Source organism: uncultured Chitinibacter sp. (genome assembly GCF_945957625.1).
Lineage (GTDB): Bacteria > Pseudomonadota > Gammaproteobacteria > Burkholderiales > Chitinibacteraceae > Chitinibacter > Chitinibacter tainanensis.
The window spans coordinates 70494-87896 of sequence record NZ_CAMFLP010000002.1 but is presented as its reverse complement, the minus strand read 5'-3'; the positions used below and the strand labels follow the sequence as shown (position 1 = coordinate 87896).

The 17403-nt window shown below is 59.6% G+C and carries 16 protein-coding genes; 8 read left to right on the top strand and 8 right to left on the bottom strand.

The window, feature by feature from the left end:
- Positions 1-6: 6 nt before the first annotated feature.
- The 3 genes from QV747_RS04220 to QV747_RS04210 all read left to right on the top strand — a co-directional run bounded on the left by QV747_RS04220 (position 7) and on the right by QV747_RS04210 (position 2726).
- Positions 7-783, top strand: a complete 777-nt coding sequence (locus QV747_RS04220; RefSeq protein ID WP_028450471.1) for a sporulation protein — start codon at positions 7-9, stop codon at positions 781-783.
- Between the two features lie 137 nt (positions 784-920).
- Positions 921-1436 carry a DUF4188 domain-containing protein gene (locus tag QV747_RS04215; protein ID WP_273429556.1) on the top strand — a complete coding sequence of 172 codons (516 nt, stop codon included), beginning with the start codon at positions 921-923 and terminating at the stop codon, positions 1434-1436.
- A 147-nt stretch (positions 1437-1583) separates the two neighbouring features.
- Positions 1584-2726, top strand: a complete 1143-nt coding sequence (locus QV747_RS04210) for an alanine--glyoxylate aminotransferase family protein (protein WP_273429557.1) — start codon at positions 1584-1586, stop codon at positions 2724-2726.
- 126 nt (positions 2727-2852) lie between these two features.
- Here the strand turns inward: QV747_RS04210 and QV747_RS04205 are convergent, their stop codons facing one another.
- The 4 genes from QV747_RS04205 to QV747_RS04190 all read right to left on the bottom strand — a co-directional run bounded on the left by QV747_RS04205 (position 2853) and on the right by QV747_RS04190 (position 7139).
- A complete protein-coding gene (locus QV747_RS04205) occupies positions 2853-4490 on the bottom strand; it encodes a methyl-accepting chemotaxis protein (protein WP_273429558.1) in 1638 nt (545 codons plus the stop codon).
- Between the two features lie 99 nt (positions 4491-4589).
- On the bottom strand, positions 4590-5387 hold the full coding sequence (locus QV747_RS04200) for an ABC transporter substrate-binding protein (RefSeq protein ID WP_273429559.1): 798 nt from the start codon (positions 5385-5387) through the stop codon (positions 4590-4592).
- A gap of 145 nt (positions 5388-5532) precedes the next feature.
- Positions 5533-6126, bottom strand: coding sequence for a histidine phosphatase family protein (locus QV747_RS04195; RefSeq protein ID WP_273429562.1), 594 nt, complete (start codon positions 6124-6126; stop codon positions 5533-5535).
- 164 nt (positions 6127-6290) lie between these two features.
- Positions 6291-7139 carry a GyrI-like domain-containing protein gene (locus QV747_RS04190; protein WP_273429564.1) on the bottom strand — a complete coding sequence of 283 codons (849 nt, stop codon included), beginning with the start codon at positions 7137-7139 and terminating at the stop codon, positions 6291-6293.
- A 154-nt stretch (positions 7140-7293) separates the two neighbouring features.
- Here QV747_RS04190 and QV747_RS04185 point away from each other — a divergent pair, with 154 nt between their 5' ends.
- Both QV747_RS04185 and QV747_RS04180 read left to right on the top strand, forming a co-directional pair.
- Entirely contained in the window at positions 7294-8172 is an 879-nt protein-coding gene (locus QV747_RS04185; RefSeq protein ID WP_273429567.1) for a DUF2167 domain-containing protein, read from the top strand.
- Positions 8169-8876 (top strand): site-2 protease family protein, encoded by a 708-nt coding sequence (locus tag QV747_RS04180; protein ID WP_028450463.1) that lies wholly within the window; start codon positions 8169-8171, stop codon positions 8874-8876. Before QV747_RS04185 ends, QV747_RS04180 begins: the two co-directional genes overlap by 4 nt.
- Positions 8877-8959: 83 nt before the next feature.
- Here QV747_RS04180 and QV747_RS04175 read toward each other — a convergent pair whose 3' ends face one another.
- The 3 genes from QV747_RS04175 to QV747_RS04165 form a co-directional block, all read right to left on the bottom strand.
- A complete protein-coding gene (locus tag QV747_RS04175) occupies positions 8960-9919 on the bottom strand; it encodes a sensor domain-containing diguanylate cyclase (protein ID WP_273429571.1) in 960 nt (319 codons plus the stop codon).
- 11 nt (positions 9920-9930) lie between these two features.
- Complete coding sequence (locus tag QV747_RS04170; protein ID WP_273429573.1) at positions 9931-10737, bottom strand: hypothetical protein; 807 nt, start codon at positions 10735-10737, stop codon at positions 9931-9933.
- Between the two features lie 366 nt (positions 10738-11103).
- Positions 11104-11844: a hypothetical protein gene (locus QV747_RS04165; protein WP_273429574.1), complete on the bottom strand. Its 741-nt coding sequence runs from the start codon at positions 11842-11844 to the stop codon at positions 11104-11106.
- A gap of 273 nt (positions 11845-12117) precedes the next feature.
- Here QV747_RS04165 and yiaY point away from each other — a divergent pair, with 273 nt between their 5' ends.
- The 3 genes from yiaY (at position 12118) to QV747_RS04150 (ending at position 15752) form a co-directional block, all read left to right on the top strand.
- Positions 12118-13269, top strand: a complete 1152-nt coding sequence (gene yiaY, locus QV747_RS04160) for an L-threonine dehydrogenase (protein ID WP_273429577.1) — start codon at positions 12118-12120, stop codon at positions 13267-13269.
- A gap of 430 nt (positions 13270-13699) precedes the next feature.
- Entirely contained in the window at positions 13700-14065 is a 366-nt protein-coding gene (locus QV747_RS04155) for a hypothetical protein (RefSeq protein ID WP_273429579.1), read from the top strand.
- Positions 14066-14207: 142 nt separating this feature from the next.
- The gene (locus QV747_RS04150; RefSeq protein ID WP_273429581.1) at positions 14208-15752 is read left to right on the top strand and encodes a hypothetical protein; all 1545 of its coding nucleotides are present in this window, start codon (positions 14208-14210) and stop codon (positions 15750-15752) included.
- A 60-nt stretch (positions 15753-15812) separates the two neighbouring features.
- Here the strand turns inward: QV747_RS04150 and QV747_RS04145 are convergent, their stop codons facing one another.
- Positions 15813-17309 carry a S41 family peptidase gene (locus QV747_RS04145; protein WP_273429584.1) on the bottom strand — a complete coding sequence of 499 codons (1497 nt, stop codon included), beginning with the start codon at positions 17307-17309 and terminating at the stop codon, positions 15813-15815.
- Positions 17310-17403 lie beyond the last annotated feature (94 nt).

Genomic DNA, 17403 nt, shown 5'->3' with positions numbered 1-17403 from the left:
GAAACGATGTTTAAGAAACTGTTTGCGGCGGTGGGCGTGGGTGGCGCTACGGTGGATACGGTGCTGGATAATCCGCAAGTGGTGCCCGGCGGTACGCTGAGCGGGGTGGTGTGTATCAAAGGCGGTAGCGTTGAGCAAACCATCGAATACGTAGATCTGGTGCTGATGACCGAAGCCGAGCAGGAAGCCGGCGAAGATGAAATCCGCGTCGCCCATGCATTGGGGCGTTTTCGTGCCAGTGGCGCCCTGCAAATCCAGGCTGGGCAAGAGCAACGCCTGCCATTTTCTTTCCAATTACCGCTTGAATTACCGGTGAACAATGCCACCGCGCTAACCACGCCGGGTGCGCCGTATTACCCGCATATCCGTGCGGCGGTGTGGGTGCATACCGATCTGGCGATTGCCGCGGCGATCGATGCCAAAGACCGTGATTTTCTCGATGTACGGCCGCTGCCACAAATGCAGGCGCTGATCGCTGCGCTGGGCCAGCTGGGCTATATGCACGCCAGCACCGATGTCGAAATCGGCACCGTGCGCGTCAATGATATTTACAGCTCGCTGGGCTGCTATCAGGAATTCGAATTCCGCCCGACGCAGGGCGGCTTTGGCGGCCTCACCGGCGTACAGGAAGTCGAGGTCACCTGCATCCCACGCCCGGAAGGCGTGCATGTGCTGGTGGAAGTGGATCGCCGTTTCCGTGGCGATAGCTACCGCGCACTGTGGATGGGACCGGACTGGCAGCGCGTGGATTGGGCCACCCAGCTACGCCAGCTGATTGGTTAAACGGTGGAGCTGGGGCGGTGGGCTAGCCAGCTAAACCACCGCCAGCTGCGGCGGCTGCGCCACGCGGGGCGAGCGGCAGCAGCAGCGGCCCTGCTTCTGGTTTAAGCTAAGGCGGTCTGTTTGCCGCTGAGCGAATCATGAGCAAAGTACATCGTCGTACCGTGGATTTATCGGCCTACCCCGATCTGGTGGTGATTTACCTCGGCTTACGGGTCAACGCCTGGACCGGCCTCAAAACCCTGCTGGGCCTGGGGCCCAAAATCGCTCAAGCGGTTGAGCAGCAGCCTGATGGCCTGCTGCGGCATGAAAACCTGCTGTTTTCCTTATTTCCACCGCATGTTGGCATGCGGCAATACTGGCGTGATTTCGAGTCGCTGGAGCGCTGGGCGCGCTCCGAACCACACCGCCAATGGTGGCAGCAGTTTATGCGCCACAGCGGCGGCACCGGTTTCTGGCATGAAACCTATTGCATGCAAGGCGGGATGGAGGCGGTGTATGACGATCTGCCGACCGACATTGGCTTTCTCACTTTTGCACCGCAATGCCTGGCACGCGGCAAGATGTATAGCGCCAGAAGTCGCATGCAAAAAGGCACCGAGGGCAATACCCCAAGCCCGGTGGCGGAAAACGAGCTGTACCGCGATCAGCCCTAGCGGGGCCGGCACAGCGCCGCGAGTGGTATTGCTCAGCTTGGGCTGATCCGTACAGCGAATATTGTGCACTTGCAGCAAAAACCCGGTGACGCGCGCCAGCCTGCGCGCCATAATCAGCCTGTTGCCTACTTCGCTCAGGAGCCTGCCATGCTGCTTGTCCCGCCCCAAGTTGCCCCGTTTCAGCCCCCGCGCCGCACGCTGCTCGGCCCCGGCCCATCGGATGTGTATCCATCGGTGCTGGCGGCGCAAGCCAAGCCGACGCTTGGCCATCTCGATCCGCTGTTTGTCGGCATGATGGATGAGGTGAAGGCGCTACTGCAATACGCCTTTCAGACCCGCAACGAGATGACGCTGGCCGTGTCGGCCCCTGGCTCGGCCGGGATGGAGGCCTGCTTTGTTAATTTGGTTGAGGCCGGCGAAACCGTCATCGTCTGTCGCAATGGCGTGTTTGGCGAGCGCATGCGGCAAAACGTGGAGCGGGTGGGCGCCCATGCCGTGGTGGTCGATGCCGAATGGGGCAAGCCCGTTGACCCACAGGCGGTAGAAGCGGCGCTACAAGCGCATCCGCAAGCGCGCTTTCTGGCTTTTGTGCATGCCGAAACTTCCACTGGCGTGCGCTCGGATGCCCAAGCGCTGTGCGCACTGGCCAAGCAATATGGTTGCCTCAGCATCGTCGATGCCGTGACGGCGCTGGGCGGGATCGAGCTGCGGGTGGACGACTGGGGCATTGATGCCGTGTATTCCGGCAGCCAGAAATGCCTATCTTGTGTGCCTGGCTTGGCGCCTTTGTCATTCTCACCGGCGGCGGTGGAAAAACTCAAAGCCCGCAAAACACCCGTGCAAAGCTGGTTTCTCGACCAAACCCTGGTGATGGGCTATTGGGGCAATGCCAATGGCAGCAAACGCAGCTATCACCACACTGCGCCGGTGAATGCGCTGTATGCACTGCACGAAAGCCTGCGTCTGCTGGCGGCCGAAGGATTGGAGCACGCTTGGGCGCGGCATGCCCAGCAGCATCAGCTACTGCTGGCCGGCCTGACCGAACTGGGCATCGAGTTTCTGGTGGAAGAATCCGGCCGCCTGCCGCAATTGAATGCTGTGCGCATTCCGGCTGGAGTGGATGATGCGGCGGTGCGCACTGCGCTTTTGAACGATTACAACCTGGAAATCGGCGCCGGGCTGGGCGCGCTAGCCGGCAAAGCCTGGCGGATTGGGCTGATGGGGTATGGCGCGCGGCGCGAAAATGTCGCGCTGCTGCTGCAGGCGCTGGCCGAGGTGCTGCGGCGTTGATGCTTAGGGGTATTTGCCGCTGAGCTATTTTTAATATGGATTGGCGGGCAATACCTGGCTAGGTATTACCCGTTCCGACATAGTGGCACGACGGTACGCAGGGCCGCCGCGCCAACCTGTTCATGCTTAGGTTTGGAATTGCTGCAATTCGCGCTGCAGCTCGCTGGCGGCCTCGCCAATCTGGCGGGCGATCTCCTGAATTTGCCGCGAGTGGCCCGCGGTGGTTTGCAGTTGTTGATCCGCCTCGCTGGCCTCGGTGGCGATGTGGTGCACGGCCTGCTCGATGCGCTCGGCCTCGCTCACCGCTTCGCTGGCTTCGGTGGCCGTTTGGTGCAGCATGGTGACTAGCTCGTGGATATGGCTCACGGCCTGATCGGCGGTTTGCACCAGCTGGCGTGCGCGTTCCGACATATCGCTCATGTCGGTGGCGGTGATGGTGATGCCGTCCACCACCTTGGCGATGGCGCTGCGCGAATCTTGTAGCGAAAGCTGCGTTTGCCCGGCCAGCTTGCGCACTTCATCGGCCACGACCGCAAAGCCGCGCCCGGCTTCACCGGCCCGCGCTGCTTCAATCGCGGCATTCAGCGCCAGTAGGTTAATCTGATCCGAAATCGCGCCAATCGCATCCAAAACCCGGGTAATGTCGCCGGTGGAGCGGGCCAGCTGGTCCAGCTCGTGCGCCAAAGACTCGGTCGAGCCGGCATTGTCGTTCACGGCACTGAGCATGGCCCCGAAGCTTGCGCCGGCTTGCTGCAGCTGGCTGCTGGCCTGATTTACCCGATCGCGCGTGGCGGCGGCCAGCGTGGCTGAATGTTGCGCGCTGTGATCGATGGCTTGCACATCTTGGTTAAGCGCCTGCATGTTTTGCGTGGTGTGCAGCAGGTTTTTGTTCATTTGCTCGGTTAAGGTATGAAATTGGCGCACTGCGCCGGCATTGCTGGCTGCGCTGTGGCCGGCCTTGGCCAAGGTTTCGCGTAAGAGCTGCAGCAATTGATTCAGCTGGCTCATCATCGCGGCGATTTCGTCGCCGCCTTGTTCGTGCAGGGTTTGCCGCAAATCGCGCTGGGCGGCAATCTGGCCAATCCGGCGTGCGGAGCGCTGCAGGCGATGGGCAATCTGCCGGGCGGCAAAATACGCCAGCACGCTGCCAATGAGTACACATAGGATCGCCAGTTGAATAATCCGTAGCAGCTCGGCCAGCTTCGCCTCGGCCACTTGCGCCATGGTGACATCCACCCCAATCAGGTAGGTTTGGCCATTTTGCTGCATCGGTAGGAATACGGAGCGGAACGTGCCGTATTTGTCGCTATATTCGGCGAACTGTGCTTGGCCACTTTGCCAGGCTTGCAGGATGGCGGGGGCGGCATCTTCGTATTGGTCAAAGTACTTGGCGTATTTGCCAGCGGCGATTTCGGCTTCGGGGGCGCCATCGCCAATGTAAAACACCTTGCCATCCCGCACCGTCAGTACATAGCAGTAAGCTAAACCGACGCGGCGCGAATATTCGCCCAGCCGGCGCACCAGCTGGCGATATTCGCCGTCAGCAATGCTGCCCGCTTGAGTCGCGCGGCCGATATAATCGCCGGCCAGCATATAGGGCACCGAATTGGCCGCGGCGGTCAGGCGCGCATCCATGCTATGGCGTACTTCTTCGGCTTTACCCAGATAGCTACTGATACTAAATACCACGATGGCTAAAAGCTGTACGGCCAATAGCCACAATAAAATACGGGTAAACAGGGATAAACGCTGCAACAGGCGCATGGGATACTCCGAGTGATCTTTCTATAGTTTGAACTCAGAATATCAATCGATGAAAGTATGCGCAATGCATACGGTGAGGCTGTCACGCCAGGAAACAGCCTAGCGGCTGGCTGGGGCCGCGGCGTTCAGGCTTAAACCATACTGGCTGCGGATTTTCTTTAGCACACCACGTTTTTCTAATCGCAGCAGGGCGGCGTTGAGTTTTTCGCTATCGGCTTGGCTTACGCTTTTTTTGCTGAGCATAAAGTGCACCGGCTCGCTCATTACCAGCAGGGGTAGCTGATAGACGCTGATTTGCTGCTGGCCGGCTTCAAAATGTACGGCGCCGGTGTCGCCTAGCAATAAAGGCGCGCGGCCGGCCGCCAGCATGCGTACGCCCTGATTAAAGGTCTCAAACGGCGAGAGCAGCCGCGCTTCATTGAGCCAGAAATAGTGTTTTTTGTAGTCTTCGCCATACCAGCCGGCATTCGGGGCCAATAGGGCGATGCGCTGCTGCAAAATACTGCCAAAACCTTCGAGCTGGGTGTATTGGGCCGCTTGTTCGGGTTTGCTAAAGAGGCTGACCGATTCATCGCGGTAGGGCGCGGTAAACCAGCTAAATTGCTGGCGCTCGGGGGTGATGCTGGCGGCCAGCATCAGGTCGATTTTGCCTTCGATAAACATCGCCTGCCGGCGCTTGCGCGGTAATTCGGGGCCAATCTGCAGGCTACAGCCGGCTTCGGCAAAGATCGCCTGCAAAATCTCGATATCCACGCCGCGCGGTTTGCCTTGCGCATCGCTATACACATAGGGCGGCCATTGCTCGACCGCCATCCGCAGTGGCTTTTGGCAGCCGGCGGCTTGTACCCAGAGCGGGCTTAGGGCGAGGGCCAACACACATCCAGTCATTATTCGCATCACACACCTCCGGGTTGGCATCGTTCATTTGTTTGTATCCGATGCCTTGCCGGTCCGCAAGCGACTTACGGTAACCTGCCGGTAATGTTGCAGTGCAGCGACTGTGGATAAAACCGTGCACAGCCCGTCGATAAGTTGTGGATAATTACAGGTCCAGGCAGGCAATGCGCTCGATCTGCCCATGCTGCAGGCGATAAAAAGCGTCTTGTGGCATTTCCTGCTGCAGCATTTCATCCAGCGGCAGCTGCGCATACGCGCCGCGGATAAAGCGCCCCAACAAGCCGTGCGCCACGATAATCAGTTGCGCGGGCAGAGCGGGGTCGGCCAATAGCGCGGCAATCCGCGCTTGCACGGCCGCCATGGGCTCCACATTGGGGGCGGCGAAATGCCAATCGGGCCGCTCGGCCAGCTCGGGATATTGTGCATGCAGCGGCTCGACCGCCTGCATTTCCCAGTCGCCAAAGCCTACTTCAATGAGGCGCGCATCGGTGTGCGGATGCGCCGCCGGCAAACCGAGCTCGGCGCAGACTAATTGTGCGGTGTATTGTGCCCGGCCCAGTGGGCTAACGGCCAGCTGCCAGCTGGCGGGTTCGGTAATGAGGGTGCGCAAGGTGCGGCCCATGGCGCGAGCCTGAGCTTGGCCCAGTGACGTTAGGGGGGAATCACAATGGCCTTGCATGCGGCGCTGTGCATTCAGTTCGGTTTGGCCGTGGCGGAGCAGGTAGATCGTGCGAGTCATGATGGCGCAGGGGCGAGGTGGGCAAGAGCGCCAGTGTAGCCTGCTGGGCATGAATCGCCCATGGCAAGGTGGCCGGTATTTCTACCGGCTAGTGAGCGAGATCAAGGGTATTGTCCTACAGGCAATGTTATTAAAAGCCTGTAGGGCAATACAGGTGGTGGGTGTTATTGCAGCGCGACCCAGATTTCAGTGCGTAGCTCGGTTGGCGGGGTGTCGATCGGTAGATTCAGATATTGCTCGATCACCGGTACATTGCCCGGCTGCTCACCACTGGCCGGCAGCCACACGCCATACAGCCACTGATAGGCTTGCTCCAGCTCGCTATAGGGGCCGATGTGCTCCAGCACGGCGTAACGACCGGCCGGTAGCGCAAAGGCCTCGATGCCCACGGGCAGTGGCGCATCGGCGTTCACCGTCAGCGCGGCGGCCGAGCGTAATTGCTCGGGTGCCACGGATTGCGGGTCATCAAAATACAGCCCGAACCAGCGTAGCGGCAGGCTCACGGGCAGGCTGGTTTTGTGCAGCTGTAGCTTGGCAAAGGCCTCGCCAATCTGGATATACGGCCCTTGATGCGGGCACAAGGCCAGCGGCAAGGGGCTAGTTTGGGTATGCAGACGAATCGGGTACATGCTGGGCTCCTGTTGTAAATGACGCTGGAGTACCTGTAGCCGCATGCGCCGGTAGGCGCCCGGGGTATGCCCATAGCTGGCGGCAAACGCCCGTACAAAGGCGGCACTGCTACCGTAGCCACTGCGCCGCGCCAGGCGTTCGAGCTGCTGCGCAGGCGTTTGGCCTAGCGAACGCGCCGCTTGCAGTAAACGCAGGCGTTGCTGGGTGGCGCCCACACTTTCGCCCATCATCTCCCGGTAAATGCGGTGGAAGTGGTAAGGCGAGAAATGCGCGGCCGCGGCCAGTTGTTCCAGCGAATAGCTCTGCTGCGGGTGTTGCCAGATCAGCCCCACTGCGCGCTGCAGCCGGCGGGCATAGTCTTGAACGGTAGCGGCTTTTTTCATGGTGTCTCCATGCCGGTGAGCTTAGCGCTGGCGGATTGATCTTTGTTGCGCACTTTGCCCTTAGTCTGACAGATGTTGGCTTAAATTTTGACTTACTCAGTTGGCAGGATCAGCATCTTTCTTTCATAAAACCAAAACCAAACAAGGTGAGATGATGAAAAAACTCTTCATGGCCGTACTGGCCTTGCTGTGCAGTAGCTGGCTGTGGGCCAGCGATCCGGCGATTCAAAGTGCCTATCAGGCCGCAGCCAAGGCGGCTCAGCATGGCCCGGCCGAGATCGGGCTGATTGATCAGGCCAAGCTGAAATTACCGGCCGGCTATGCGTTTATTCCACAAGCCGAGGCCAAAACGCTGATGGTGGCGATGGGCAATTCGGTGGGCGATGATCTCTTGGGGCTGATCATGCCGGAAGATGAGCAGCAAAACTGGTTTATTGATGTCAGCTATGAAAAATCGGGCTACATCAAAGACGACGATGCCAAAGACTGGGATGCGGCCGAACTCCTCACCAGCCTGAAAGAAGGCACCGAAGAAACCAATAAAATGCGCAAAGAGCGCGGTATTCCTGAATTTGAGGTGATTGGCTGGGTGGAAAAACCGACGTATGAAGCGGCCAGCCATCGCTTGGTCTGGTCGGCCAATACCCGCGATAAAGGCGCGAGCAGCGATGCCGAGCAGGGCGTGAATTACAACACCTATGCCCTAGGCCGCGAAGGCTATATCAGCATGAATCTGGTGACTGGTATGAGCACGGTAGAGGCAGAAAAACCCATCGCCAAACAATTGCTGGCGGCGCTGGAATTTAACGATGGCAAACGCTACAGCGACTTTAACGCCAGCACCGACAAGGTGGCCGAATATGGCCTGGCTGCGCTGGTCGGTGGGGTGGCTGCGAAAAAACTCGGCCTGCTGGCGGTGATTGGCGCCTTCTTGGCGAAATCGGCCAAGCTGATCGGTTTGGCGCTGGTCGGCGGCTTTGCGGCGATCCGGCGCTTTTTGGGCGGTAAATCTGACGATTCGGCACAAGTATGAAGCTCTTGTTGCTGCTTTTAAGCAGCGCGAAGCTGGGCAAATTGCTCACCACCGGCGGCAGCATGCTGCTGTCGGTGCTGGTGTATGGCTGGTTCTTTGGCTGGCCGTATGCCGTGGGCTTCGTTGGCCTGCTGCTGGTGCATGAGCTGGGCCACTATCTTGCTGCGCGCCAGCGGGGGCTGGATGTGGGCGCGCCGACGTTTATCCCCTTTGTTGGTGCGTGGATCGAGCTTAAGGCGCAGCCGATGAATGTGGAAACCGAAGCCCATATCGCACTGGCTGGCCCGCTGGCGGGTACCGTGGCGGCGGTGGCGTGTTATTTCTATGCCCGTGCCGGTGGCGGCCCGCTGTTTTATGCGCTGGCCTATGCCGGCTTTATGCTCAATCTGTTTAATCTGATTCCGTTGGCGCCGTTTGATGGTGGGCGAATTACTGCAATTTTGTCACCCCGGCTGTGGCTGCTGGGCGTGCCGATTTTGCTGGCGCTGTTTGTGTATCGGCCCAGCCCGATGCTGGTGCTGGTGGCCGTGTTGGCCTTGCCGCAGCTCAAGCTGGCGTGGCAGTTTGATCCGCATGATCCGGCTAATCAGCATTACTATCAGGCCAGCAGTGGTGATCGCTTTAGCTACGGGCTCTTGTATCTGGGTCTGGCAGCGTATTTGGCCATCATGAGTCATGATGTGCATGCGCTAATCGGGCGCTAAGCCGCGCGCCAAAACACAAGGCCGGTGTATTGCTCACCGGCCTTGGTTTTATCAAGCTCTGTGAGCAATACCTGCCTGGGTATTTAGGCCGTGCAGGCTTCGCTGGCCTGATCACTCACAATGCAATGGCGGCCTTGCTGCTTGGCGCGATACAGCAGCCGATCGACTGCCGCGACTAGCTCGGCCGCGCTGCGCACATCGCCGGCCGGCAGCGTGCCCACCCCGAAGCTGGCGGTAATATGGTGGCTGCCACTGGATTTGGCATGGGGTAATTGCAATTTATCAATCAGCCGCAAGCAGCGCGCGGCGACTTTTTGCGCCGCTTTGTGATCGGAATTAGGCAACAAAATTACAAATTCTTCCCCGCCAAAGCGGGCGGCCAGATCGCGCGGGCCGGCCGCGGCTAGCTGCAAAGTTTGCGCCACTTGGCGCAGGCATTCATCCCCTTGCAAATGCCCGTATAAATCGTTGTATTGCTTGAAGTAATCGATATCGAGCAGGATCAGCGACAGCGGCTCGCCACTGCGCTGGGCATTGGCCCATTCGGCATGCAGCTGGGCATCGAATTTGCGCCGGTTGGCGATGCCGGTGAGGCCATCTTTGAATGACAGGGCTTCAAGCTCTTTTTGCAGGCTTAAGAGCTTTTCTTCGGTTTTTTTGCGCTCGCTGATATCGAACATAAACCCCACCAGCGCCTCAACCTCGCCAGCAGCATTGCGCACCACATGCACCACATCGCGAATCCACACATAGCCATTGTCACGCGTGAGCGCCCGGTAATCGGCCTCGTGATCGATGCCGCTTTGCGATTGCGCCACGCAAAAATTCACCACCGCTTCGCGATCATCGGGGTGGATACGCTCCGCCCAGTCATTCACACTCAGCCAGCTATCGCGCTCCCAGCCGAGCAGCGGCTCGATCTGCGGGCCGATATAAGTAAAAGCCATGGTGGCCCAATCGATTCGCCAGGGGATTGCCTTGGTCGATTCAAGCAGGGTTTTATACACGGCGCTATCGGGGGTGAGTAATTCATCGAGCGGCATGAGGGGCTCCATTAGCCGGGTTGGGCCGGGTGGCAGTGGTGGGTGGGGATGGCATTCCAGTACCAGTAGAAATAACCATGCTCAGCTTGCAATAAGGTGTCGGTGTGGATGCTGTGCCGGTGCAGCTGGCCCCAGCAGGCGCGCGCTGAATTGCGGTTATTGTGCAGATCAATACAGGGCAGCGCCGGGTCGGCCGGTTTGGGCGGAATATACAGCGCATAGCCCGTCGGCACCCATAAATCGGCCAGCCGGATTTTGCCCAGCGCCGGCCAATAGCGGGCAACCGAAATTACCAGCGGGAAATCGGCATCGGTCGAGGCAAACACATGCGGAAAATCATGGTGCTCCAGATCGGTACACACCTCGGTCAGTAGCTGATTGCCGGTGCCCTGATACGGCGACCAATGCCCGGCAAACACGCCGTATTCGTATTCGATATGCGCCAGCGTGTGCACCGGGCTCACGATCTGGATGGCCTCACCCGGCGCAACCAGCGTAATGCCAAACGCAGCGGCAATGCTGCGGCTTACCCACAGCGGCTCGTAGGTAATGCGCTCGCCCTGCATGCCCAGCTGGGTTTCAATGCCATACGGCGCATTGGGCTTCACGCCCACCACCTCGCGTACCAGATATTCATGCCCCACCGCCAGCGCTGGGTCGGTGGCAACCGGGCTCAGTGGCGCAACCCCGGCGGGCAAGCTGGCTACATAGCTGGGCTGGCCGGCGGCATTGTAGAAAAACGGCGTTGCGCTCAGATCAACGGGTGTGCTTTGTTTTTCCACGATAAAAACCGGGTTATCGAAACGGGGTTCAGCCATGCGGGTATCCGGCGTTTGAAGGTGATAAACGGCAGATTATCACCGTTTGCTGATGGATTGATGTCAGTGGCGTAATGGGCTTACACGGTCTGCCGCTTTGATGTGGCCTTGTGGTGGCTAGCCGCCCGCTGCGCGCACTAGGCCCGCAGCTATACGTAAGCTTGACGCACTCTATGCGGGTTTTCTTTCTATATGCTGACCAAAAGCCATGGTGCTTACAAAGAAAAAGGCCGCCCAGCTGCGTGGTATTGATGCAACAAGGGCTTAGCCGTGCACAGGACAATCAATGCACAGGGACCTCATGGGTATATGACTAAAGTCCTTTTCTAAAATAGCCTGTGATCGTATACCTGGTTGGGTATATCGCTAGCTCCGCCGTTGCCACCACCAGCTGCCCGCCGCGCCAGCGAGCAGTAGCCACACCGGCCAGATCAGGCCAAATAGCCAGGCGATTACGCCGGCGATCAAGAGCGCACTGAGCCAATCTGGCAGCGGGCGCTGGCCAACGGGCGTGGGCTCGGTGGGTGGTGGGGGTGGCAGATCGCCCTGTACGCTGGCAATGCGCTGTTGGCGTTCGGCCTCTTGCGCCGCCAGCTGCTGGCCGCCGGCCTCGTGCCATTCGGCCAGTACGGTGAATTCGCCGCTATCCAGCCATTGGCCATGGGCATGGCAATCATCGACGATGATCCGTACCTGTGGACTAAACGCGCGCCGGTGCATCAGTTTTTGGCACACCGGGCAGGGCCGGTAGCGCACGCTGTCGCTTGGGATACGCTCGGCTTTGATTCGCGCCAGCCGGCCGTGGTTAATTTCGCGCACCTGGCCGGCGACTTTATCGAGGGCAATTTGCAAAGCGCCCGGGGCGAAATGCAGGCCATTGCAGCTGGGGCAGTGCCCCACCGTGGTGTGTAGGCCTGCGCCTAGTTGCAATAAGCGCAGATCGCCACAGCCCGCCGGGCAGCGCAGCTCGCTGTGTTCAGCCAGCACTTTGAAATCGCGGATCGCCAATAGGTCAACCGCATTGTGCAATCCGCAGTAGGGGCAAACCAGCGCATCGATCGCGAGCGCCGCACCGCAACCGGTACAGTTCATTCCGAGGGTTTCCATCACAGTTTTGCCCATTATCAGCGGTAGTGGCGGGCGATGGACTACGGCATGGCCCGGCTGTGGCAGATCGGCGACGCTTTGCGCCAATTGGCCAGCTAAATGCTTTGCCGTATTGCTTGGCAGGCCGCGATTTTGCTAGCGCCAAGGCGCGAAAGTGGATAAATGCACGCTCGCTAAATCGACGTCAGCAGGGTTTGCTTTGGCGCAAATTCTTACAGTGAAACTGGGCGTAGGCTGGGTACACCTGATCCAGATCCTGAAAGGGGATTTCTCATGACTACCACTGCATTTTTTATTCCGACCGTGAATCTGATGGGCGCTGGCTGTCTGGCCGATGCCGCGAAAACCATCCAGTCCTATGGTTATCAAAAAGCCCTGATCGTGACCGATGTGCCGCTGGTGGCAGTGGGTATCGTGCAAAAAGTGACAAGCCTCTTGACTGAATATGGCGTGGCCAGTGTGGTGTTTGATGGCGTCCAGCCCAACCCGACCACCGGCAATGTTGAAGCGGGCCTGGCGCTGTTGCAAAAAAACGGCTGTGACTGCGTGATCTCGCTGGGTGGCGGCTCGCCGCATGATTGTGCCAAGGGGATTGCCTTGGTGGCCGTGAATGGCGGCAGTATCAAAGATTACGAAGGCGTGGATCGTTCGGCCAAGCCTCAACTGCCACTGATTGCGATTAACACCACCGCCGGTACGGCCAGTGAAATGACCCGCTTCTGCATCATTACCGACGAAGCCCGGCATGTGAAAATGGCGATTGTGGATAAACACACCACGCCGATTTTGTCGGTGAATGACCCTGAGCTGATGCTGCTGAAACCCGCTGGCCTGACCGCCGCCACGGGGATGGATGCGCTCACTCACGCGATCGAAGCCTATGTATCTACTGCGGCGACCCCGATTACCGATGCCTGCGCGCTCAAAGCGGTAGAGATTATCAGCCAGTATCTGCGCCGCGCGGTGGCCAATGGGCAAGATCTGGAAGCGCGGGAGCAAATGGCCTATGCGCAATTCCTGGCCGGGATGGCGTTTAATAATGCCTCTCTGGGCTATGTGCATGCCATGGCGCATCAGCTGGGGGGCTTCTACGATTTGCCGCATGGCGTGTGTAATGCCATCTTGCTGCCGCATGTGCAGGCCTATAACAAGCAGGTGGCGGCCAAACGGCTGGGCGATGTGGCCCGCGCGATGGGTGAATCAGTCGCCGGCCTCTCGGATAATGCTGCTGCGGATGTGTGTCTGGATGCGATTCGCTCGCTGGCGGCCGATATTGGCATCCCAAGTGGTGTGGGCCAGCTGGGCGCCAAGGCGGAAGATATCCCTACCTTGGCCCAAAATGCGCTCAAAGATGCTTGCGGTCTGACCAATCCGAAACAGCCAAGCTTTGACGAAGTCTGCGCGATTTTCGCCGCCGCCCTCTAAGCTTGCCGGCGCGCTGCGCCGCTGAAGCCGAAGCAACCCGCCGCTTGGCGGGTTTCTTCGGCTGCTAACAAAGTAGAAGCGCAATCTTCCTCAAGTCTCGGCCAAGCCGAGCCTAGGCAATAAGGCTTTGAATCTGCAGCCTTGATGTTCTATACCCACCCCTCCCGTCCCCTCCTTGAGGGGGGCCTCGCTGCGCGAGTGGGATTTGTTATCACACTGCGAAACCCGCCCATTGGCGGGTTTTTACTGGGTATATACTTTAAGGCAAATAATAATGGTGCCTTCGGGGTTATACGTGCCTAGGTATATGGGGCTAAACACTGACGAGGGCCCAAGGGTAGGCTATGCCCTCTGCCGCTGGGGTGTTGTGGTGCGCAGAGGCGGGGCGAAAGCGCGTATCATGCGGGGCAAAGTTATCGGATGAATCTATATGAGTCTTAAATTATCCAAAGCCGAGCTGGCGGCGCTGATCGAAGTGAGCCGCGGCCTGACCAGCACCCGCCTGAGCCACAATGTGTTCAAAAATGTGCGGGTACTCACCGGCAATAAGCTGGCGGCCTATGCGCGCAAAACCGGCATTCTGGAAATCACCCCGCAAGGGCGCGAGTATTTGTTTTCGCATTTGTGCGTGGAAACCCTGCGCAAACTGAAAGCCGACCCAACTGCGCGCGCGCATGGCGAGGCGCTGGCTTTTCTGCTGCGCAAAGGGCATTTGGAAGTACGCCCTGATCAAGTCGGCCATTTTCTTACCACCAAAGGCGAAGAGTCGCTGCAGGATATCGACGCGCAGGGCTAAGTTGCAGCGCAGGCCATCACTTGCGGTGCAACAAGCTGGCCTCTAGGTATTTACGGCATAATACCAATGACATACGGCGAGCGAGGCTCGCATACTGGCGTCTCTCTTTGGTTTGCGCGCTGCGCAATAAGGCATACACGCTGTGCTTGAGGCATTAATCACTCCGGAAATCACCCAGCAACCCGCCAGCCGGCTGGATCGGGATCCGCATGCGCTGGAAGAATGGCTGGGCTCCTTGCAGCTCTTAAGCACCCAAAGCAGCGCCAGCCAGGTGCTCGATCAGCTGGTGCAATTAAATCGCACCCAGCTGGAGCCCAAGCTGCGCTATCAGCTGATGCAGCGCTACCAGCCGATCATCGCCACGCTGGCGCGGCTAATTCAGCCCGAGCAGGCGCTGAGCAAGCAGCCGATGGGCCGCACTAAGCAAGAGCTGGGCTTTTTGTGTGCGCTGTTGCTGGAGCAGGCCAATGGCCTGAAGCACACTCTGCGTGACTTGGCCGAAGCGCGCTTTTATCTGGGCCGCAAGCCAATCGCCGCCGTGCTGGTGGATTTATTCAGTACCTATCTGGCCCTGATCTGGGCTTGCCAGCGAGCCTATGCGCCGGTGCCGGATGGCGTGTGGCTGCAGCTGCATACCTTATTCAAATACGCTGTGACACGTGGCGATATCAGTTTGCAGCTGATCAGCACGGCGCCGCCCTCGCCGATGCTGTTGCTGTACAAAGAATGCCTGCTGCTTTCGCTGGCCAATCTACAGGCGTTTAGCAGCCTCGAGCAATTGCAAATCCGCCGCATTATCCAAACCGACACCGAAAGCTGCGAAATCCGCAAGCTGGGTGATGTAGCCCCTGGGCGTACGGGCTTTTTGCTGTTGCTGGATCAAGATTTGCCCCCGGTCTTGCCGCATCAGGAAGTCGACCCGCAAACCGGGATCGCGCTGTGGCTGGAAACCGGGCCGCTATTGCGCCAGCTCACCCGCATTATCGAGCGCATCGAAAACGATCAACTGCACCACGGCGTGCAGCCGGAGATTCCGGTGTTGCTCTGGCGCAAGCTAGCGCGCCGTTTTGATAATCACATTCGCCGGGCGGCCCCACGCCAGCCCGAGCAAGGTAGCCTCGCGGTGTTGTATGGCCTGCGCCAGGCCGCGGTGCAGCTCAATGCCGGCCAGCCGCTCAGTTTGGCCGACGCCGCGCCCTTACGCCACGCGCCAAGCGGCCGGGATGCGGCAGGCCCGGCGTATTGGGAAATTTTGAATGCAGGTGCGGGCGGCTATGCCTTGCGGCTGAGTATCGAAGGCGATCATTTGCCGTGCCGGGTGGGGGATGCGCTGCTGGTGTGCGATCAGCGCGAGGTGGGCTGGTTGCTGGCGGCGGTACGCTGGCAAACCGTCGATCTGGAAGCGGAGAGCACCGAGATCGGTATTGAAATACTCTCGCTGTCACCGTGGCCGGCGCTGTTGCAGCTCAGTCCGGTGGTGGCAGGGGCGGCGCCCTTGCATTGCTTGGCACTGCCGCCCTGGCCACAGATGGAACGCCCGGCGCTCTTGATCGCCCCGCGCGGCAGTTTTGGCCCAATGCGCGAGCTGCATTTGCACAGTGCCGCTGGCGAGCAGGTTTTGCGCGCCAGCCGGCTGCTAGAGCAAACCCCCAGCTACGAGCTATTCGAATTTTTCACGATTAGCTGATGCGTGCTGGGGTATTGCCATCAAAGTTATTTCTGCTTTGGCTTTGCAGCCAATACCCCGCTATTGCTGGCGCAGCCAAGCCAGCGCCGCCACCATGCCGGGGTCGTGTTGCTGGGCAAGATCTGCGCTGCTGGGCAGGGCGGCGGGGACGCTCACCGGCACCCCGCGCGCTTCAAACCATTCCCCTTGGGGTGAATAGTAAAACTCGTTCGAGAGGCTGAAATTCACCTTGCCGCTGGTGCGTTTCACCAAGGTATCGGAGAGCGCGCCGCCGCTGGCTTCGCCAATCAATACCGTGCGTGGCCGGCTGCGTAAAGACAGCGCCAAAATTTCGCCCGCGCTAAACGTGCTATTGCTGATCAGCGCGGCAATCGGCTGACGGTAGCTGCCCTCCGCCGGGCTGAGGCGCACCGGGCGCAAAGCGGTGCGTGTTTCGCCCAGGCGCGCCTGTTTGCTAAACAGCGTTTGCGCCGCGGGAAGTAGCCGGCGCATCACCCTCAGCGCCGTTTCGTCGTAGCCGCCGGGGTTGTAGCGCAAATCAATAATCAGCCCCTTGGTCTGGCCGAGCTGCTGTAGTGCTTGAGTTAGGCCGGCTTCCAGCGCCTCTACATCGCTGGCCAGTGTGTCCTGCGCACTGAAGCCCGATAACTGGTGAATGGCCAGATAGCCATAGCCTTCCGCAGTGATAAACCATTGCAGTTGTTGATTGGCCGCGGCGCCAGCCGTGCCCGCGTGAGCATAACGCAGGGCGGGTAGGGCTTTGCGCTGCTGAATGCCTTGGCTGACATAGTCTTGCAGTGCGGCCTGCTGGCTTGAGCTGAACGGCGGTGCCCATTGCTGCTGGTTGGCGTATTCCTCGGCGAGCAGGACGCTAAGCATGGGTTTGCGGGTGGTGGTGCAGCTGTCTTCGCCATAAAAAATGCTGACATGCCCATCTTGCAGCGCGCTGGTCAGCGTGCAGGCGGCGGCAAACACTTCGGCATCGCCCGCGCTGGCAGCTAAAGCATTAGCAGCGGGGCGCAGCGCCCGCCAATCGGTCTGGCTTAGGTGAAAATCATGATAATGCTCGGCAAAGGTGTGCCAGATCAGCTGTAAATCGGCATTCGGGTCGGCGCGATAGCCGGCCTCATCCACGGTGCGGCGGCGCTGCGCTTCGCTGCATTGCGTGGGCAAGGCGCTGGCGGGGGCAAACTCGATGCCGGGGCTGTAAACCTGACCGGCTTCACGATATTGCGCCAGCCGCTGGGCCGGGTCGATCTGCAAGCGCTGTGCCAGCTCGCTCGCCGCCAGTTGCTGGGTTTCACTCAGCAGGCAGCCTTGCGAGGTGTAATCAAACCGCGCCCAGCGATAGCCCTGTGCCGTAGGGGTGATTTGCAGTGCATAGCCATAGGCGGGGGCCAGCCAAACCCCTGCCGCTGTCAGCGGTGCGGGGCTAGGGCTTGGGGCGGGTGTTGGCGCTTGGCTCGGGGCTGGGGTAGTGCCCGGGGTGGGTAAGCCGCCACCGCAGGCGCTGAGTAAGGCGGCCGCCACACTGGCGAGTAAAAGGGTTGGGTACATGAGAAGGCTCCGGTGAAATGACGTCGCCATGCTAGCCAGCCCCGCCCGCGCTGCCTGTGTGAAGATGTGAATGGATGTGAAAAACCGAAACAAC